Origin of the sequence: Caulobacter segnis (genome assembly GCF_029543125.1) — a bacterium.
Classification (GTDB): domain Bacteria; phylum Pseudomonadota; class Alphaproteobacteria; order Caulobacterales; family Caulobacteraceae; genus Caulobacter; species Caulobacter segnis_D.
Genome location: NZ_JARQWW010000002.1, coordinates 771,732 through 790,873, shown reverse-complemented (window position 1 = coordinate 790,873; position 19,142 = coordinate 771,732). Strand labels below are relative to the sequence as shown.

At 69.1% G+C, this 19,142-nt stretch carries 13 protein-coding genes and 1 riboswitch; of the genes, 9 read left to right on the top strand and 4 right to left on the bottom strand.

Features of this window, described 5'->3' with window-relative positions:
- The first annotated feature begins 86 nt into the window (after positions 1-86).
- The 3 genes from P7B02_RS08470 to P7B02_RS08460 are packed head-to-tail and all read left to right on the top strand — an operon-like array spanning position 87 to position 4,319.
- Positions 87-2,210: a TonB-dependent siderophore receptor gene (locus tag P7B02_RS08470; protein WP_277785882.1), complete on the top strand. Its 2,124-nt coding sequence runs from the start codon at positions 87-89 to the stop codon at positions 2,208-2,210.
- A 16-nt stretch (positions 2,211-2,226) separates the two neighbouring features.
- A complete protein-coding gene (locus tag P7B02_RS08465; protein ID WP_277785881.1) occupies positions 2,227-2,796 on the top strand; it encodes a hypothetical protein in 570 nt (189 codons plus the stop codon).
- A complete protein-coding gene (locus P7B02_RS08460) occupies positions 2,796-4,319 on the top strand; it encodes a PepSY-associated TM helix domain-containing protein (RefSeq protein ID WP_277785880.1) in 1,524 nt (507 codons plus the stop codon). Before P7B02_RS08465 ends, P7B02_RS08460 begins: the two co-directional genes overlap by 1 nt.
- Positions 4,320-4,347: 28 nt before the next feature.
- On the opposite strand, the gene P7B02_RS08455 is transcribed toward P7B02_RS08460, so the two are convergent.
- Entirely contained in the window at positions 4,348-4,551 is a 204-nt protein-coding gene (locus P7B02_RS08455) for a DUF1674 domain-containing protein (RefSeq protein WP_277785879.1), read from the bottom strand.
- A gap of 87 nt (positions 4,552-4,638) precedes the next feature.
- Between P7B02_RS08455 and P7B02_RS08450 the strand changes: the two genes are divergently transcribed.
- The 6 genes from P7B02_RS08450 (at position 4,639) to P7B02_RS08425 (ending at position 11,286) form a co-directional block, all read left to right on the top strand.
- Positions 4,639-5,019 (top strand): hypothetical protein, encoded by a 381-nt coding sequence (locus P7B02_RS08450; protein ID WP_277785878.1) that lies wholly within the window; start codon positions 4,639-4,641, stop codon positions 5,017-5,019.
- Positions 5,020-5,059: 40 nt separating this feature from the next.
- Positions 5,060-6,343: an RsmB/NOP family class I SAM-dependent RNA methyltransferase gene (locus tag P7B02_RS08445; RefSeq protein WP_277785877.1), complete on the top strand. Its 1,284-nt coding sequence runs from the start codon at positions 5,060-5,062 to the stop codon at positions 6,341-6,343.
- A gap of 37 nt (positions 6,344-6,380) precedes the next feature.
- A complete protein-coding gene (gene rpe, locus P7B02_RS08440; RefSeq protein ID WP_277785876.1) occupies positions 6,381-7,046 on the top strand; it encodes a ribulose-phosphate 3-epimerase in 666 nt (221 codons plus the stop codon).
- A gap of 8 nt (positions 7,047-7,054) precedes the next feature.
- Entirely contained in the window at positions 7,055-8,785 is a 1,731-nt protein-coding gene (locus P7B02_RS08435) for a heparinase II/III family protein (protein ID WP_277785875.1), read from the top strand.
- A gap of 41 nt (positions 8,786-8,826) precedes the next feature.
- Positions 8,827-8,907: riboswitch (ZMP/ZTP riboswitch) on the top strand.
- Between the two features lie 29 nt (positions 8,908-8,936).
- A complete protein-coding gene (gene purH, locus P7B02_RS08430) occupies positions 8,937-10,526 on the top strand; it encodes a bifunctional phosphoribosylaminoimidazolecarboxamide formyltransferase/IMP cyclohydrolase (protein WP_277785874.1) in 1,590 nt (529 codons plus the stop codon).
- A gap of 55 nt (positions 10,527-10,581) precedes the next feature.
- Entirely contained in the window at positions 10,582-11,286 is a 705-nt protein-coding gene (locus P7B02_RS08425; RefSeq protein WP_277785873.1) for a dienelactone hydrolase family protein, read from the top strand.
- 60 nt (positions 11,287-11,346) lie between these two features.
- Here P7B02_RS08425 and P7B02_RS08420 read toward each other — a convergent pair whose 3' ends face one another.
- The 3 genes from P7B02_RS08420 to P7B02_RS08410 all read right to left on the bottom strand — a co-directional run bounded on the left by P7B02_RS08420 (position 11,347) and on the right by P7B02_RS08410 (position 19,048).
- Positions 11,347-16,191 (bottom strand): NAD-glutamate dehydrogenase, encoded by a 4,845-nt coding sequence (locus tag P7B02_RS08420; protein ID WP_277785872.1) that lies wholly within the window; start codon positions 16,189-16,191, stop codon positions 11,347-11,349.
- 290 nt (positions 16,192-16,481) lie between these two features.
- Positions 16,482-17,585 (bottom strand): AI-2E family transporter, encoded by a 1,104-nt coding sequence (locus P7B02_RS08415; RefSeq protein ID WP_277785871.1) that lies wholly within the window; start codon positions 17,583-17,585, stop codon positions 16,482-16,484.
- A gap of 62 nt (positions 17,586-17,647) precedes the next feature.
- Positions 17,648-19,048, bottom strand: coding sequence for a matrixin family metalloprotease (locus tag P7B02_RS08410; protein WP_277785870.1), 1,401 nt, complete (start codon positions 19,046-19,048; stop codon positions 17,648-17,650).
- Positions 19,049-19,142 lie beyond the last annotated feature (94 nt).

Below are 19,142 nucleotides of genomic sequence, written 5' to 3'. Positions count from 1 at the left end.
CCACCTGCCGCCACTGTTAATGCGAGCCATTCGCAATATCAGGGCTGGCGCTAGGGCGCGCCCCCTTCTACCGGGGATATGGAAATATGCGGTTCAAGCTGAGCTTGATGGCCGGCGTGGCGCTTGTCGGCGTTCACAGCGCCGCCCGGGCGCAAGACACCACCGTCGAAGAGGTCGTGATCACCGGCCGCTACACCGTGGACGAACAGATCGACACCGCCACCGGTCTCGGCCTGTCGGTCCGCGAGACGCCGCAGTCGGTGACGGTCATCACCCAGCAGCGCATCAAGGACCAGAACCTCACCACGATCGCGGACGTGATCCGCAACACCGCCGGCGTCTCGATGGTCGAGGTCGATGACGTGCGCAACGTGTTCAACGCGCGCGGCTTCGAGATCAAGAACTACCAGATCGACGGCGTGCCGCTGTCCTGGAGCCTCGCCGGCGACTCCGGCGAGACCGTCGCCGACGTGTCCATCTATGAGCGCGTCGAAATCGTCCGCGGGGCCACGGGCCTGCTGACCGGCGCGGGCGACCCATCCGCCTCCATCAACCTCGTGCGCAAGCACGCCGACGCCCGCGAATTCCAGGGCTCCATCTCCGCCGCCACCGGCAGCTGGGACAAGCGCCTGATCGAGGCGGACATCTCCGGCGCCCTGAACGACGGCGCGATCCGCGGCCGACTGGTCGCCAAGTACGAGAAGCGCGACACCTATTTCGATCGTCAGAGCACAGAGAAGAGCGTGCTCTACGGCGTGGTCGAGGCCGACCTGACCGAGTCGACCCTGCTGCGGGCTGGCGTCAGCTGGCAGGACACCGCGCCGAACGCCGCCTTCTGGGGCGCGCTGCCCACCTTCTATACGGATGGCGGCTTCACCAACCTGCCGGTCTCGACGAACACGGCGGCGAACTGGTCCTACTGGGACACCACCGCCACCAACTACTTCGCCAACCTGGCGCACACCTTCTCGAACGACTGGAAAATCTCGTTCAACTACAATCACATGATCAATGAGCAGGACTCCCAGCTGCTTTATCTCATGGGGACCATCGACCGCGCCACGGGCGTCGGCCTCGCCACCTGGCCCTACAAGAGCAAGGGCGAGACCACCCAGGACAGCTTCGACGTGCAGCTGCACGGCGGCTATTCGCTGTTCGGCCGCGAGCACGACTTCACCCTCGGCGCGCTGTACAGCAAGCAGGACTCGGACGTGGTGTACTACGTCGCCGGCGGCCCCAACGCCTTCGCTCCGGCGACCAGCATCTACACCTGGGACGGCAATTTCCCGAAGCCGGACTTCGCCGCGGCCCCGACCCAGTACACCGACAACAAGACCGAGCAGTCGGGCGTCTTCGCGTCCACGCGCCTGAACATCACCGACTCCCTGAAGCTGATCGGCGGCGCGCGCCTGTCCTCGTGGGAGCGTCGCGGCATCAACGGCGGCGCGGCCGACAACTACGAATCCAAAGACGTCGTCATTCCCTATATCGGCGCGCTCTACGACCTGACCGAACAGCACCGCCTGTACGGCAGCTATACGGAGATCTTCCAGCCGCAGAACGTGCGCGACGTCAGCGGCTCGACGCTCGATCCGATCACCGGCAAGGCCTACGAGCTGGGGATGAAGAGCTCCTACCTCAACGACGCCCTGCAGTCGTCGGTGGCGGTCTTCCTGATCCAGCAAGACGGCGTCGGCCAGCCGACGGGCGCCATGGTGCCCGGGTCAACCCCGCCGGAGCAGGCCTACGCCCCGGCCAAGGGCGCGGAGAGCAAGGGCTTCGAGCTCGAACTGCTCGGACGCGTGAACGCCAATTGGGACGTCAGCGCCAGCTACGCCCAGTTCGAAGTCGAGGACGCCAATGGCGCCAAGGTCAACACCGATCAGCCGCGCAAGAGCTTCTCGCTGTTCACCACCTACCGCCTCGACGGGATCGTGGACGGCCTGAGCGTGGGCGGCGGCGTCAACTGGCGCGACACCATCTACTCGCCGGCCGTCAATCCGGTGACCTCCGCGCCGACGCGGATCGAGCAGAAGTCGTTCGCCCTGGTGAACCTGATGGCCCGTTACAACGTGACGGAAAGCACCACGGTGCAGGTCAATATCGACAACCTGTTCGACGAGAAATACTACAGCCAGATCAGCTACTTCAGCCAATATCGCTATGGCGCGCCGCGTAACTTCACGGTTTCGCTGACGCAGAAGTTCTAATCGGGCGCCGCGAGTCATGCTGCAGGCATTGGGGATCCTGGTTCAGGCAGCGGGGCTCGCGGCCCTTCTCATGCATTGGCGCGCCAAGAGCGGGCTTGGCGGCGGCGTCCTCGCCGGCGCCTGGGCGCTGGTGATCCTCGGTGCGGCGCCGTGGTTGCTCACGGTGTCGCCCGAAAAGGCCCTGGCGCTCGGAAGCCTGGCGCCGATGATGTTCGGCCTCGCCCTGCTGGCGCCGGACGCCCTGCCCCGGATCAACTCGGGAAAGGTCAAGCGCGATCGGACCGCACGCGAGCCCGCCGATGACGCCGACATGGCCGCGGCCGGTCGCGTCAGCCGCAACACGGCGCGCTGGTTCTCAGCTCTCGTGGCCGCCCCGGCCCTGACCCTCGCCGCCTCCGCGGCCTGGCTGGCCTATGTCCCGCTCGGCCCCATCGACAGCCTGGTGTCCTGCGCCTTTCTGATGGCGGCCGTGCTGACCGGCGCGCTGCTGTGGCTGCTGTCCGTGACCCGGATCTGGCGCCATGTGCTGTTCGCCTGCGCGGCGGCGCTGGTCCTGGCCGCCCTCGCCTGGGCCGGAGTGAAATAATGACCGATACGGTGAAGGCCGCGGCCAAGGCCAAGCGGACCATCTGGCCGCGCGTCCCCTCGGGGTTCGTCAAAGGTCAGCTCCTGGCCCACAAGCTGCTGGGCCTGGTGCTCGCCGCCGTGATGTACCTGGTCTGCATCACCGGGACCGTGGCGGTCTTCTATGGCGAGTTTCAGCGCTGGGAGCAGCCGGCCGCGCCGGAAATGGCCTACGCCTCGCCGGAAGCCATCGGCCGCGCCGTGGCTAATACGCGCGAACACATCGCCCGCACCGGCGCCAAGCCGACCGACGTCTACATCATCACGCCCAGCGTGGAGATGCCGCGCATCATCGCCGACTACGAGACCGACGCCCTGGCCTTCGACGCTAAGGGAGAGCCCGCCGGGTCGGGCGAGCACAACCTGACCCACTTCCTCGTGGAGATGCACTACGAGCTCAATCTGCCGGGCACGATCGGCTTCGTGATGATCGGCGTGCTGGGCGTTTTGCTCGTGGCCTTGATCGTCGGCGGCGCCCTGGCCCTGCCGCGCATGTTCCGCGACGCCTTCACCCTGCGGATCGACGGCGGACGGCGCATGTCCCGCGTCGACATCCACAACCGCATCGCGGTGTGGGGCCTGCCCTTCCACTTCATCGTCGCCTTGTCCGGCGCGATCATGGGCCTGGCCCTGCTGGTCATCGCGCTCGCCGCGCCGATCCAGTTCCAGGGCGACAGCCTCAAGGCCATGGCCTCGATGTTCGGCGATCCGGGCAAGGTCGCCGCCGAGGCCCGCAAGGCCGGCCCTCCGCCCGCCATGGCGACGCCGGAGCCCCGCATCGTCACCGCCCTGCAGACCCTGGCGCGCGAACGGCCGGACAATCCGCCGATCTATATCGGCATCAGCCAGTTCGGCACGCCGAACGAGCTGCTGACCATCGGCGCGAAGCACGGCGACCGCCTGATCTACACCGAAGGCTACCGCTTCAATTCCGCCGGCGGCCTGATGGGCAAGGACGGCTATTCCGACGGCGAGGTCGGACGCCAGGTCTATGTCTCGATGTTCCGGGTGCATGCCGGCGCCTTCGGCGGCATGGGCGTGAAGCTTGTCTATGTGGTTCTGGGCCTGGGCCTCAGCCTGCTCTGCACCACCGGTGTCGACATCTGGCTGGCGAAATCGGCCGCCAAGGGCCGCGACTATCCGCGCGTGCAATCGGCCTGGACCACCTTCGTGTGGATGACCCCCGCCCTGGTGGCGGTCAGCTGCGCCCTGGCGATTCTGGCGAGTGTTCCGCCGGCGCCGTTCTTCTGGATCAGCCTGCCGCTGGTGACCCTGGCCGGCATCTGGGTGGAACAGCGGCGGCTGCATTGGCTGGCGCCCCTGGCCGCCGGCGTTCTGGTTCTGGGCTTGCCGCTGACTCACCTCGCCCGACATGGAGAGGCGGCCTTGTCGCCCGCGGCCTTCGGCGTGAACCTCGGCCTCATCCTGACGGCTGTGGCGATCATCGGCCTGGCCGTCCGCAACTGGCGCAAGGCCGGGCGCTGACCTCCGGCCCGCCTAGGCTGCGGCGGTCCTAGAAATCGACCGCGATTCCCTTTCGCTCCCAGTCGCCAAAGCGGGTGGGCTCGGGCCCGGCCGGGCCGCCCTGCTCGGCGACGCGGGTCTGCTCGGCCTCGGCGGCGCGGCGCGCGGCCGCTTCTTCCAGGGCCCGGCGGGCGGCGGGGCTCAGGACCTTGCCGGGGGCGGCGCCGATGTGGCCGTCATCTGTCTCGCTCATGGGAAGCTCGCTCATTTCGCACACTGATAAATTGCATTGTTCGCCCAACGCTGGCATGAGAGCGCCGACTTCTGGGGGGAGTTTACCATGTCTCGGCTCTCGATGGCCTTCTTCACCGCCGGCGCCCTTTGCGGCCTGATCGGCATGGGCTGGGGCGTCTATATGGGCGCCAGCCATGACCACACGACCTTTCCGGCCCACGCCCACCTGAACCTGCTCGGCTGGGTGAGCCTTTTCCTTATGGGCGGCTTCTACGCCTTTCTCGGCGATCGCGCGCCGGCCAAGCTCGGTTGGACCAATTTCGTCCTGTCCGCCGTCGGCGCGATCACCATGGCGCCGACCCTGGCCCTGCTGCTCAAGGGGAATCCCGGCATGGAGCCGGCCGTGGGCGTCACCTCACTGATCGCCTTCGCCGGCATGATCACTTTCGTCGTCGCGGTGCTCGGCGCCTGGCGCAGGACGGTCTAAAGTCCTTGCCTCGGGCCGCGCCTTGGGGCACGGCCCGCGGGTGACCTCTGAAAACTCTCATGAACTGGCTCCTCGCGCCGCCGCCTGCGACCTGATCGAGGCGGCCCTGGCGCGACGCGCGGGCCTAGACGAAGCCCAGACCACGGGCGCCTTCACCCGGCTGGAAGGGCGCGACCGCGCCTTCGCCCGCGCCCTGGCCCTGGCCACCTTGCGCCATCTGGGCGTGGTGGACCGCATCCTGGCCCCCAAGCTGCAGCGCGAGCCGCCGGCGCGGATCCGCACCCTGCTGCGCCTGGGCGCGACGCAAGCCTTCTTCCTGGACGTGCCGGAATTCGCGGCGGTGACCACCACGGTGGACCTCGCCGACGCCCGCAAGGAGACCAAGGCTTTCAAGGGTCTGGTCAATGCCGTGCTGCGCGGCCTGCTGCGCGACGGCAAGCCGGAGCTGGACCCGGCCGCCCTCGCGCCCGACTGGCTCTACGCCCGCTGGCGTTCGGCCTTCGGCGACGAGGCGGCGGCCGCCGTCGCCGGCCTTATCCCCGCCGAGCCCTCTACTGACCTTTCCGTGCGCGATCCGGACGACATCGCCGCCCTGGCCGAGGCCCTGCCCGCCGAACACCTTCCCGGCGGGACCCTGCGCACCGCCCTGCGCGGCGACGTGGCGAGCTGGCCCGCCTTCGAGGACGGCCGCTGGTGGGTGCAGGACGCCGCCGCCGCCATCCCGACCCGCTTGCTTAACGTGCAGAAGGGCGAGACCGCCCTGGACCTGTGCGCCGCGCCGGGCGGCAAGACCATGCAGATGGCCGCCGCCGGAGCGAAGGTGGTCGCTGTCGACCGCTCGGCGGCCCGCCTGAAGCGCGTCACCGAAAACCTCGCCCGCATCGGTTCGGGGGCGGAGATCATCGCCGCCGACGCCGCCGTCTGGCAGGACGACCGCACCTTCGACGCGGTTCTGCTGGACGCGCCCTGCTCGGCCACCGGCACCTTCCGTCGTCATCCGGACGTACTGTGGGCCGCTCGGTCCACCGACATCGCCAGCCTGGCCGCCGTGCAGTCGCGCCTGCTGGATGCCGCCGCCGCCAAGACCAAGCCGGGCGGCCGTCTGGTCTATTGCGTCTGCTCCCTGGAGCCGGAGGAGGGCGAGGCCCAGATCCGCGCCTTCCTGGCCCGCCGCACGGATTTTCAGCTCGTTCCGGTGGAGCCGGGCGAAGGCGGCGCGCCCGCCGCGAGCGTCACGGCCGAAGGCATGCTGCGCATTTTGCCGCACCACATCCCCGGCGGCGCGGACGGCTTCTTCGCCGCACGGCTGGTGAAGGCCCCTTAAGCTTGTAGCGGCCTGCGACGAAGGCTAAGCCTCACCCATGTCCGGCAAGACTCCGCTCATCGCCCCGTCGATCCTCGCCTCCGACTTCTCCAAGCTCGGAGAGGAAGTGCGCGCCATCACCGCCGCCGGGGCCGACTGGGTCCACATCGACGTGATGGACGGCCATTTCGTGCCCAACATCACCATCGGCCCGGACGTCGTGAAGGCCCTGCGCCCGCACAGCGCCCTGCCCTTCGACGTCCACCTGATGATCGCGCCGGTCGATGCGTACATCGAGGCGTTCGTGGCGGCGGGCGCCGACTATGTGAGCATCCACCCGGAAGCTGGCCCGCACCTGAACCGCACCCTTCAGCTGATCCGTCAGCTCGGCGCCAAGGCGGGCGTGGTGTTCAACCCCTCGACCCCGGTGGAGACCATCGAGTGGATGATGGAGGATATCGACCTGCTGCTGGTCATGTCGGTGAACCCGGGCTTCGGCGGCCAAAGCTTCATCACCTCGCAGCTGAAGAAGGTCGAGCGCCTGCGCGCCATGATCGACGCCAGCGGCCGCGACATCCAGCTTGAGGTCGATGGCGGCGTAAATCCGGTCACGGCCCGTGACTGCGTCAACGCCGGGGCCACGGCCCTGGTCGCCGGCAGCGCCGTGTTCAAGGGCGGTCCCGACGCCTATGCGGACAACATCCGCGCCCTTAAGGGCGGCTGATCGACGGCATGGACGACCGGGCGCCCCTGACACGCGTGGTTCCCGACTTCGTCGCCCGCCTGGGCGGCGGACCCTTCTCCACCTTCTCCGACGGCCTGCGCCGTCAGCTGGAGCTGGAGTGGTTCGGCTCGCCGCTTCATCTGCTGACCCTGGGCGGCAGGAAGCCGGAAGGGCTGCTGGCCCACCCGCGCGATCCCCGGCCGGTCAATCCCGAGCGCGGCCGCCAGATTCTGAGCGGGGCCTTCCTGTTTGGCGGCACCGCCCTGCACCTTGGCCCTCAAGGCGACCCCTGGAACAAGGCCAGCCCGTCGCGCCGCTTCGCCGTGATCCTGCACCGCTTCGCCTGGATGGCCGACCTGCTGGCCACCGGGGATGCGGGCGCGCGCCAGGGACTGCGGCTCTATCTCGACTGGCGGCGGGTGTTCGGTCGCTGGAACAGCTTTTCCTGGAGCGCCGAGGTGCTCGACCGCCGGGTCCTGAACCTGGCCTGCGCCGCCCGCGCCCTGAACGCCGTCGCCTCCGACGCCGAAGGGGCGCAGCTGGCCCAGGACCTGGCCCGCCAGGCCCGCCACCTGCTGCAAATCACCCACGACCGGGGCCGCGCCGCCGAGCGCCTGGCCGCGGCCGCCACCGCCGGCTGCGTGCTGTCGGGCCAGGCCGGCGATCAGATCTGCGAACGTGCGCTGGTCCGGTTGGAGCGCCTTCTGCCGCAGATCGTCCTGGCCGACGGCGGCCACGCCACCCGCTCGCCCGAGGCGGGTCTCGAGCTGCTGTTCGACCTGCTGACCCTGGACGACGCCCTGGTTCAGCGCGGCCGCGCCGCACCCGAGGCCCTGTCCCGCGCCATCGACCGCCTGACCGGCGCGGCCCGCTTCTTCACCCTGGCGGATGGGGCATTGGCCTGCTTCCAGGGCGGCGAAGCCGTGGGCAAGGCGCGGATCACCGCCGCCCTGGCCCATGACGACGGGGAGACCCGCCCCCCGGAGCAGGCCCTGAACGCCGGCTATCAGAAGCTGACCGGCAAGAGCCTTCAGGTCGCCGTGGACGCCGGCGCCCCGGCGCGGGGTGATCTCAGCCACGCCGCCTGCGGCCAGCCCCTGGCCATCGAGATCGTCTGCGGCAAGGACCGCCTGATCACCAACGCCGGCTGGAGCCCCGACGCGGCCGCGCCGCAGGCCTTCCGCCTGACCGACGCGGCCTCGACCATCGCGGTGGGCGACATCTCGGCGGGCGAGCCCCTGCGCGGCTGGCTGGCCAACCTGCTGGGTCCGCGCCTGCGCGGCGGCGCGCGGCGGGTGGAGGTGCGGCGGCATGAGACCGAGGCCGGCCTGTGGCTGGACCTGTCGCACGACGGCTGGGTCCGCCGCTTCGGCCTGACACACGAGCGCCGCCTCTATGTGGACCTGACCACCGACGAACTGCGCGGCGAGGACCGCCTGGGCCCGATCCAGGCGCCCAAGGGCGACGGCCCGCGCCGCTACGCCCCCTTCGCCGTGCGCTTCCACCTGCACCCCGACGCCCGCGCCAGCGTCGCCCGCGACCACAAGAGCGTGCTGATCAAGGGCGCCTCCAACATCGGCTGGTGGCTGCGCAACGACGCGGTGGACGTGGCGGTGGAGCCGTCGGTCCACTTCGAGAACGGCGTCGCCCGCCGCTCCACCCAGATCGTCCTGCGCAGCCAGGCCCGCCTGGACAAGGGCGCCCGCATCCGCTGGAAACTGGCCCGCGCGGAGACGTGACCGCGCGGCGTTGACTCCCCCGCGCCCTCGCCTATTTTCCGCGCCGCCTGCGTGACTGGCGCTGATGGTGGATGACCACCGGGGAGCGCGGGCTTGATATGCCGCGCGCCTGGGCTCCTTACTTCGTTCAAACCGAACCCCGGAGTCCGCCGTGCCCGCCGCCCCCGACTATCCTTCCGCCCCTGATCTCGTCGCGCCGAAGCGCGCGCTTCTGTCGGTCTCCGACAAGACCGGCCTGGTCGAGGCGGCCAAGGTCCTGCACGAGGCGGGGGTGGAGTTGGTCTCCACCGGCGGCACCAAGGCGGCGATCGCGGCGGCCGGTCTGCCGGTGAGGGATGTCTCGGACCTGACCGGCTTCCCGGAAATGATGGACGGCCGGGTGAAGACCCTGCACCCCATCGTCCACGGCGGCCTGCTGGGCGTGCGCGACGCGGCCGATCACGCCAAGGCCATGGCCGACCACGGCATCGGCGCCATCGATATCCTGTACGTGAACCTCTATCCGTTCGAGGCCACGGTGGCGAAGGGCGGCAGCTATGCCGAGTGCGTCGAAAACATCGACATCGGCGGCCCGGCCATGATCCGCTCGGCGGCCAAGAACCACGGCTATGTCGCCGTCTGTACGGAACCGTCCGACCTGGCCGAAGTGCTGGAGGCCCTGAAGTCGGGCGGCACGACCCTGGCCCTGCGCCAGACCCTGGCGGCCCGCGCCTATGCCCGCACGGCGGCCTATGACGCGGCGATCAGCGGCTGGTTCGCCGGCCAGTTGGGCCAGGACTTCCCGGCCCGCAAGTCCATCGACGGCAATCTGGCCCAGACCATGCGCTATGGCGAGAACCCGCACCAGAAGGCGGCCTTCTACACCTTCCCCAACCCGCGCATCGGCGTGGCTACCGCCACCCAGCTGCAGGGCAAGGAGCTGAGCTACAACAACATCAACGACACCGACGCCGCCTTCGAGCTGATCGCCGAGTTCGATCCTGCCGAAGCCCCGGCCGTGGCGATCATCAAGCACGCCAACCCGTGCGGCGTCGCCACCGGAGCCAGCCTGCGCGAAGCCTATGAACGCGCCCTGGCCTGCGACCCGACTTCGGCCTTCGGCGGCATCGTCGCCGTCAACCGCCGCCTGGATCGGGCCGCCGCCGAGGCCATGGTCGAGATCTTCACGGAGGTGGTGATCGCGCCGGAAGCCGACGAGGACGCCGTGGCGGTGTTCGCGGCCAAGAAGAACCTGCGCCTGCTGGTCACCGGCGGCTTGCCGGACCCCCTGGCCCCCGGCGAGACCTTCAAGTCGGTCTCCGGCGGGTTCCTGGTGCAGTCGCGCGACGACGCCCGCATCAAGGCCTCGGACCTGAAGATCGTCACCAAGCGCCAGCCCACCGAAACCGAAGTGCGCGACATGCTGTTCGCTTTCACCATCGGCAAGCACGTGAAGTCCAACGCCATCGTCTACGCCCGAGGCGGCCAGACCCTGGGCGTCGGCGCCGGCCAGATGAACCGTAAGGACTCGGCTCGCATCGCGGCCCTGCGCGCCGCCGACTTCGGCCTCGACCTGAGCGGCTGCGCGTGCGCCTCGGAAGCCTTCTTCCCCTTCGCCGACGGCCTGATCCAGGCGGCGGAGGCCGGGGCCACGGCGATCATCCAGCCCGGCGGCTCCATGCGCGACGCCGAGGTGATCGAGGCCGCCGACAAGGCCGGCCTGACCATGGCCTTCACCGGCGTGCGGGTCTTCCGCCATTAGGAGCCAGGCGCTCACCGTCGCCGGCTGGGCCGACCAGCTGGCGGCCAGCATCAAGGTGAGCCGGCCCGAAGGGGCCGGCCCCTTCCCCGTCGTGCTGCTGATGCACGGCTGCGGCGGCCTGCAGCCGTTCATGCGGTCCTATGAGACCGCGGCGGTGGAAGCCGGCTTCGCGGCGGTGACCATCGACTCCTTCACCCCGCGCGGCCTGTCGCGGGTCACGGCCCATCTGGTCGTCTGCACGGGCCTGGGCGTCCACGGCCAGCGGCGGGCGGCCGACATCTTCGCCATGCTGCACTGGCTGAAGGGCCAGGACTGGGCCGACGCCGATCACGTGGCGGTGGCCGGCTGGAGCCACGGGGGCTGGACCGTCCTCGACGCCCTGGCCCTGTCGCCGACCACGGCCCGGGCCACGGGCCTGGTCGATGTGGATCTAGCCGCGCTCGACCGCGTGAAGACGGCGGTGATGGTCTATCCCTATGCCGGCCCGTTCAGCACCGCCCTGCGTCGCGGCTGGAGCGGGCGCATGCCCCGCGTCGCGGCCGTGCTGGGCGGCAAGGATCAGGTGGTGGGCTTTAAGCCCGCCGAGAAGGTGCTGGCCCGATTGATGGCTGACGGGATCGGGGTCGACACCTTGAAGTTCGACGACGCCACCCACGCCTTCGACGATGACCGGGCCAGCGATCCGCGTACGCGGCATCGGCCCGACTACGCGCAGCAGACCCGCTCCTTCTTCGCTCAGGCGCTGCGCGCCGCCCTCTGAAAAGAAAAAGGCCTGGCCCTGTGAGGAGCCAGGCCTTCGTCTCGTCTGGAGCTCGGACGATCAGGCCGCGGACACCACCTCGCGCAGGGCGCCGTTGGCGATGGTCAGCTTGGCGAAGCTCCAGTCGCCGCCCGCCGCCTCGATCTCGTCCACCGCCTTCTTGGCGGCGCGGACGGGATCGGCGCGCAGTGCCGACCAGGACGACACCGCCGCCTTGGCCGCATCCAGGCTGTCGCCGGCCTGGGCGTTGGCGGAGAACTTCATCACCGCCTCGCTCAGGGCCGCCTGTTCGGACAGCAGGTCCTCGATCAGGCGGCGGACCGCCATGCGTTCGAAGGCGTCGCCGGCCGGCAGGCCGCCCGCGGCCGCCCGCAGACGGTCGAAGGCGAAGGCCGAGCCCACGCGGTGATAGAGACGGCCCGCCTGCTGCGGGGTCCAGCCCTGCCTCCAGGCCAGGTCCGCCACGTCGCTGACGCTGGTCAGGGTGCGCAGGGCCGCGATCTCCTGGGCCAGCGCCTCCGTGGCGCCGAGAGCGACGAAGCCCTTGGCGCGCTTGGCCAGGCTCTTCTGATCCAGCTGGGACAGCAGGGCCGAGCCTTCGGCGCGCAGGGCGTCGGCGGCCGGGCGGTAGAGGTCGATCAGCCCCTGCACTGTGACGTCGCCGCGCGTGGCGCGACGGGCCAGCCAGAAGGTCTGGCGGCGCAGAACCAGCGAGACTTCCGAGAACAGGGCCGTCTGGGCCGCCGCCGGAATCTTCAGGTCCTGGGCGGCGATGGCGTCCCAGGCCTCGTCCAGGCGGAAGATGCGGCGCGCCGCCTCGAAGGCCAGGACCATGGCGCGGGTGTCGCAGCCGGCCGCGCCGCGCAGGCGGTACGGGAAGGTCGGACCGCACAGGTTTACGATCTCGTTGGACAGGACCGTGGAGATGATCTCGCGCCGCAGGCGGTGACGCTTCATCTCGTCGCCGTACTTGCCCAGCGCCTTGGGGAAGTAGGCTTCCAGCGTGCTTTCGAAGAAGGCGTCGTCGGGACCCGTGGAGGCCACCATCTCGTCGAACAGGTCGATCTTCGAATAGGCCAGCAAAACCGCCAGCTCGGGCCGGGTCAGCCCCTTGCCGGTCTGGCCGCGTTCGATCAGGGCCGTGGCGTCGGGCAGGCCCTCGACCTTGCGGTCCAGGCGGCCCCGGTTCTCCAGGTCGGCCATGAAGCGCTGATAGGCGTCCAGGTCCGCCGCCCCGCCTTGCTGGGCGAGGGTGAGTGCCAGGGTCTGGTCGTAATTGTGCACCAGCACATGCTCGGCGACTTCGTCGGTCATCGAGGCCAGAAGAGTGTTGCGGTCGGGACGCGACAGCTTGCCCCCGCGCTCCACCATGCCGGTGAGGATCTTGATGTTCACCTCGTGGTCGGAGCTGTCGACCCCGGCCGAGTTGTCGATGGCGTCGGTGTTCAGACGGCCGCCGTTGCGGGCGAACTCGATGCGGCCAGCCTGGGTCAGGCCCAGATTGGCGCCCTCGCCGACCACCTTGACCCGCAGGTCGGCGCCGTTGACGCGCACGGCGTCATTGGCCTTGTCGCCAGCCTCCGCGTTGGTCTCGCCCTTGGCCTTCACATAGGTGCCGATGCCGCCGAGATAGAGCAGCTCGGCGCGGCTCTTGAGGATGGCGGTCATCAGATCGGCCGGAGAGACCTCATCGGCCTTCAGGTCGAGCACGGCCTGGACTTCCGGCGACAGCGGGATGGTCTTCAAGGACCGGGCGAAGACGCCGCCGCCCTTGGAGATCTTGCTGCGGTCATAGTCATCCCAGGACGATCGCGGCAGCTTGAACATCCGGTCCCGCTCGGCCCAAGACGTGGCCGGATCCGGATCGGGGTCCAGGAAGATGTGGCGATGGTCGAAGGCGGCCAGCAGCTTCGTCGCCTTGGACAGCAGCATGCCGTTGCCGAACACGTCGCCGCTCATGTCACCGACGCCCACCACGGTGAAGGGCTCGCTCTGGATGTCCTTGCCCAGCTCGCGGAAGTGGCGCTTCACAGCCTCCCACGCGCCGCGTGCGGTGATGCCCATGACCTTGTGGTCGTAGCCCACCGAACCGCCCGAGGCGAAGGCGTCGCCCAGCCAGAAGCCGTAGTCGTCGGCCAGGCCGTTGGCGATGTCCGAGAAGGTCGCCGTGCCCTTGTCGGCGGCCACCACCAGATAGGGATCGTCCCCGTCATGGGCGATGACGCCGGCCGGGCGGATGACCTCGCCGTCAGCGCCGAGATTGTCGGTGATGTCGAGCAGGCCCGACAGGAAGGTCTTGTAGGCGACGATGGCCGCGGCGCGGGTCTCGTCCGGGGCGCCGCCGCGCGGCAGGGCCTTGGGATAGAAACCGCCCTTGGAGCCCACCGGCACGATCACCGCGTTCTTCACCTGCTGCGCCTTCACCAGGCCCAGCACCTCGGTGCGGAAATCGTCGCGGCGGTCGGACCAGCGCAGGCCGCCGCGCGCCACCGGGCCGAAGCGCAGGTGGACGCCTTCCACATGGGGAGCCCAGACGAAGATCTCGCGATAGGGCTTGGGCGCCGGCAGGTCGTCCAGCTCGCGGCTGGCGACCTTGAAGCTGATGTGCGGCTTCGGCGCGCCGTCGGCGTCCTGCTGGTAGAAGTTGGTCCGCTTCACCGCTCCGACCAGCAGGGCCAGGCGGCGCAGGACACGGTCGTGGTCCAGGCTGGCCACGGCCTGCAAGGCCTCGACCACCTGGGCCATGATCGACTGGGCCTGGGTTTCGCGGGCCTCGGCGTCCGGCGCCAGGGCCGGGTCGAACTTGGTGCGGAACAGGTCCAGGATCAGGCGGGCCACGCCGGGGTGGGCGCTCAGCGCCTCTTCCTGCACGGCCTGGCTCGGATCGAGGCCGCTCTGCTGGCGATACTTGGCCAGGGCGCGGATCAGCGCCGCCTCGCGCCAGGAGATGCCGAGCTCAAGCACCAGGCGGTTGAAGCCGTCGCTTTCCGTCTGGCCGGTCCAGACGGCGGTGAAGGCCGCCTCGAACGGGGCCTTGGCGTCGGCGAAGACCAGATGCTCGCCCTGGTCGTCCTGCAGCAGGAACTCATGCACCCAGACCGGGCGCGGCGCCCCGTCGAGACCGATCGGCGTGACCTTGTTGCCCTCCTCGATCAAGGCCTTCAGGCCCATGTGCTCGAGGATCGGCAGGACATAGGCCAGCGGGGCCGCATCGTTCGGGCGGTAGAGCTTGAAGCGCAGCTGCAGCGGCGTGTCGGTGGGCTTGCGGAAAGCGCGGATGCGCACCGGCTCGTCCGCCGCCATGTCCTCGATGACCGCCATGTCGGCCAGAGCCTCGGCGGCGTCGTTCTCGTCACGATAGCCGGGCGAGAAGGCGCTGGCGTAGCGGGCCAGGGTCTCGCCCACCGCGCCCGGAGCCACGCCGCCGGCGCGGGCGGCCGCCTCGAAGCGGTCCTCCCAGGTGCGGGCGGTCTCGGCGATCTGGGCCTCGACGGCCGACAGGTCCGGAGTCGGATGCTCGCCCGGAGCAACGCCGATGATGTAGTGGACCCGCGCCAGAGGGGCGTCGGAGAAGCTGGGGTAATAGGCCGAGACGCGGCCGCCGAAGGCGTCGGCCAGGATGGCGCCGGCCCGGGCGCGGACGCCGGAATCATAGCGGTCGCGCGGCACGAACAGCAGGATCGACACGAAGCGGTCGAAGGGGTCGCGGCGGGCGAACAGGCGCACGCGCGGACGGTCGTAAAGGTGCAGAACGCCCAGGGCGATGCCCAGCAGTTCGTCCTCGCCCATCTGGAACAGCTCGTCCCGAGGATAGGTCTCGACGATGTTGCGCAGGCGCTTGGCGTTGTGGCTGCCGGGCGCGAAGCCGGCGCGCTGGGTGACGCCGGCGATCTTGCGGCGGATCAGCGGCACCTCATGGGCGGGCGCCTCATAGCCCTCGGCGGTGAACAGGCCGACGAAGCGGATCTCGCCCGACGGCTTGCCGTCCGCGCCGTAACGCTTCACCCCCACATAATCCATGTAGGCGTGGCGATGGACGCGCGAACGCAGGTTGGACTTGGCCACCACCACCGGGTCGCCGATCTCCAGCTGACGGCGCAGCTGGGCCGACAGAATGGCCGGCTCGCTGGCGCGGCGCAGGACCATGCGGTTCTGATCGCGCAAGACGCCCAGGCTGCCCTCCGGCTGATAGAGCGGCTCCTCCGCCGCATAGCCGCCGTCGGCGGTGCGCGGATACTCGTAGGACCGGGCGCCGAGGAAGACGAAGTGGTCGTCTTCGAGCCAGGTGAGGAAGGCGACAAGCTCTTCACGCTCGGCCGCCGATTCCGGGGCCGGGGCGGCGCGGAGCTCCTCCACCGTGCGGCGCATCAGGGCGCGCATGCCGGCGAAGTCCTCAACCGCGACCTTCACGTCGTCCAAGGTGGCGTGCAGGGCGGCGACCAGCGCCTCCTCGCGGTCCTCGCCCACCGGGTCGAGATGGACTTGAATCATCGAGCGGCGGACCCCCGCCAGTTCAACGACGGGGTGGAACATGGCGCGGACCGTGAAGCCGAGATCCGCGATCTCGCCCATGATCGAATCTACCAGGAAGGGACGGTCGGGCTGGACGATCTCCAGCAGGTCGTAACCCAGCTCCCGGCCGCCTTCGCCGACGGCGCGGCGCAGGCGGATGGCCGGGTCGGTCAGGCCGTCGGTGTTGGCGAAGCGCCAGAAGTCGGCGAGGACGGCGGCCAGGTCGCTTTCGCTCAGCCCGACGAACTCCTCGGGCGCGCAATCGTCGATCACCTGGATCAGAAACCCTTCGGCGGAAGGGGCGCTCGCGCCAAGTTGCGCGGCGAAGGCCTTTCTCAAGGCATCGGATTCGAAGTCAGCTGCGACTGACGGGCGGACTTTTGCGCCGCTCATTGGGTAACCCCGTTTTTCTTCCTCCCGCGGGCGCGTTTGCCCGCGTTCAAAAGGGATCAACCCCGACATGAATGGGGACACAACCCCCTGATTGGAAAAAACCCCGATTTGCCGCGATCTGGACGCGAAAGCGCCGCCGGATGGGGGAAATCCGGCGGCGCGATGGCTCGCCATGGGGGAAATGGCGTCGCCTTGTGCGGTTTCGGCGATTTTCGCCGATCCGCGTTTCGGACCTGGGGGAACGTCCGATGGTCTCTAGATAGGGAGACGGTGTGAGAGATTAAAGACCCTCAAGACGACGGTTTCGTGGCGGATTTTTTCCGGCGGCTCATCCGGGCCTGGGTCTCGTCCGCCCCCAGAGGATCGCCGTCGGCCGAGAGCAGGATGGCGATGCGGCGTCCGCCTTCGAACTGGGCGAGGATGACCATGGTCATCACCGCCAGCGGCGTGGACAGGAAGGCGCCCGGCAAGCCCCAGACCAGGCTCCAGAACGCCAGGGCCAGCAGCACTACCACCGGGTCCATGTTGAGGCTGTCGCCCTGCATCCGGGGCTGGATCACGTTGCCGACCACGAACTGCACCCCCTGCAGGATGCCGAGCAGCAGGAACGCCTGCCACCAGGTTTCGAACTGCACCAGGGCGAAGACCGGCGGCAGAGCCACGCCGATCACCCCGCCGACGATCGGAATGTAGGAGGCCAGGAAGATCAGGAAGGCCCAGAACAGGGCGCTGTCCAGGCCCACCGCCGCCATGGCGACCCAGGAGCCGACGGCGATCATCAGACCGGTGACCGTCTGGATCCACAGATAGCGCTCCACCCCGCTGCGGATGCGGTCAAAGGTCTTGCCGGCCTCCTGACGCTCCGCATCATCGCGGAACAGCTTTCGGGCCTTCTGGCTGAAGCCCCGGCGCGAAGCGATGATGAAGCCGAGATAGATCAGCACGAACACCGCGTCGGAGGCGAAGTTCTGGAAGCCCCCGGCCACCGCACCGATATAGCGGGCCGGATTGAAGCGCCCGATCAGCTCACGCACCGGCGGCGGGGCGGCGACGCCCAGGAAATCCGCCCCCTGAGCGATGCGTCCGTCGATGCGCGGGCCATAGTGGATCAACTGGTTCACGAACCCCGCCGCATTGGCGGCCACGAACCATAGGGTCAGCCCCAGAAGGAGGACCGAGAAGACCACCGCCGCCGGCATGGCCGCGCGCGCCGGGAACCCCGGGATGCGGTCCTTCAGCAGGCGCGCGAAGCCGTCGATCATCACGGCCAGGAACAGCGCCAGAGCCAGCGGCGTGAGAATTCCGCGCAGGAAGTAAAGGGTGAACCCCACCGCCACGGCGGCGATGATGATCAGCGAAGTGCGCGAGGTGACGGCAGGAGCAGCGACGGCCATGACGGGTCCAGATGACGGCCCGCGACTGTCTGATCCAGCCCTCGCGCCGTCAATGGCGACGCTTAGACCAGCTCGGCTTCGAAGACCTGGTTCCGCACAACGCCCCAAGGCTCAGCTTGGCTCCCGATGTCGTGGTCAAACTCGGGATTGCTCCAGTAGGACTCCGAGTGCATCTCCAGATTGCCGGACCCCTCGACCGGCGACGCCGCGCGATAGGCGTCGGGCAGATGGACGTTGAACTGGGCGACGCCGTCCTGGGCCAGGTCGATCAGAAAGCGGTTGTTGGCGGTCACGTAGGGACCCGCATCGGCCTTCTGGGCTTCGGCCAAGAGCCAGCCCGCCATGGCGGCCTTCGTCCCCGCGCCATTCTGCCCATCGCCCCCGTAGCTCACGAAATAGTCCACCCGGGCATTGGTCAGCAGGCTGGCGACCTTGGCGTCGGTGGCCGTCGCCCCAAAGATCTCCCCATAGACCTTTTTGGTCGCCTGCTGGAGGTTCAGGCTTCCGTACTCCTCGGCGAAGTTCAGCCGCCCCTCGCCGAGCTTGCCCAGGTTCACCGCGAAGTTGATGTAGCGGTTCTCCAGATTGAAGCCGGCGTAATAGGGATCGTTGAGATCGTTGGCGTTTGCGGCGCTGTTGATCAGGTAGTCCAACCCGTCGCGCGTCGGCGTCCGGCCGGTGAAGAAGTCATAGGACAGATTGGCGACGGACGTGGTCGTCGCCGCCCAGTCGGCGATCTGGGCCTGCACGTCGGCGATGCTGAGCTGGCCGCGATCCACCTGACCCGCCAGACCGGCCAGCTGATCGGCGTAGGCCTTCATCGGTCCGATCGCCAACGCCCCCCCGGCGGAGGCCAGGGTCGCGGGGTTTACACGCAGCACGAACTCGAAGCTCTGCTGCAGCAAGCCCAGGGTCGCCGTGGCGTTGGAGGCGCCCTTGGCGCCGTACAGAGTCTGAATTCCCGTGATGTCGTCGGCCGCCAGCACGCCGGCGCGGTTGGCGGTGGTGATCTGAGGGTACATCACCGCGTTCTGGACGTTGGTATGCTCCAGGCCGACCGCATGGCCGATTTCATGGACGGCCGTGCTGTAGAAATTGCCCCGGTCGTAAGCGTCCACGTCGAAATAGACTTGGGCGACCCGCATCTCGCCGCCGCTGTACCAGAACCGGGCTGTGGCGAGCGTCGAGCTCTGCCCGGGACTGGGCGGGCCGTCGATGGGCGCGTCGCCGATGCGGATGTTGACGCCGGCCGCATCCGGAACCCAGACGAAGTCGATGTTCGCGACGGCCTCCCAGGCATCGAACGCCGCCTGGACGAGCGCGCGGAAACCCGCGGCGATCGGGGTCATGCTGGTGTAGCCGGAAGGCAGACCGCCGACGGCGCCTTCAGCGAAGCTCCAGGTGACGGTCGCGCCGACACCGTACTGGGCGGAATCCCACTTGGCGGGTCCGTAAACGGGCATAGCTCACTCCACGTGGGCCACCCCTGTCCCATAAACGTTGTAACCCGGGACAGGATGCTCGTGAAAGGGATGTCTCGCCGCATCCCCTGGGGTT

What these genes read in the sequence shown, in the direction of transcription:
- rpe (WP_277785876.1), top strand. Translation starts at nt 6,381, where the DNA reads ATGTCCGGCAAGACTCCGCTCATCGCCCCGTCGATCCTCGCCTCCGAC.
- P7B02_RS08435 (WP_277785875.1), top strand. Translation starts at nt 7,055, where the DNA reads ATGGACGACCGGGCGCCCCTGACACGCGTGGTTCCCGACTTCGTCGCC.
- P7B02_RS08470 (WP_277785882.1), top strand. Translation starts at nt 87, where the DNA reads ATGCGGTTCAAGCTGAGCTTGATGGCCGGCGTGGCGCTTGTCGGCGTT.
- P7B02_RS08450 (WP_277785878.1), top strand. Translation starts at nt 4,639, where the DNA reads ATGTCTCGGCTCTCGATGGCCTTCTTCACCGCCGGCGCCCTTTGCGGC.
- P7B02_RS08420 (WP_277785872.1), bottom strand. Translation starts at nt 16,191, where the DNA reads ATGAGCGGCGCAAAAGTCCGCCCGTCAGTCGCAGCTGACTTCGAATCC.
- P7B02_RS08415 (WP_277785871.1), bottom strand. Translation starts at nt 17,585, where the DNA reads ATGGCCGTCGCTGCTCCTGCCGTCACCTCGCGCACTTCGCTGATCATC.
- P7B02_RS08465 (WP_277785881.1), top strand. Translation starts at nt 2,227, where the DNA reads ATGCTGCAGGCATTGGGGATCCTGGTTCAGGCAGCGGGGCTCGCGGCC.
- P7B02_RS08410 (WP_277785870.1), bottom strand. Translation starts at nt 19,048, where the DNA reads ATGCCCGTTTACGGACCCGCCAAGTGGGATTCCGCCCAGTACGGTGTC.
- P7B02_RS08455 (WP_277785879.1), bottom strand. Translation starts at nt 4,551, where the DNA reads ATGAGCGAGACAGATGACGGCCACATCGGCGCCGCCCCCGGCAAGGTC.
- P7B02_RS08460 (WP_277785880.1), top strand. Translation starts at nt 2,796, where the DNA reads ATGACCGATACGGTGAAGGCCGCGGCCAAGGCCAAGCGGACCATCTGG.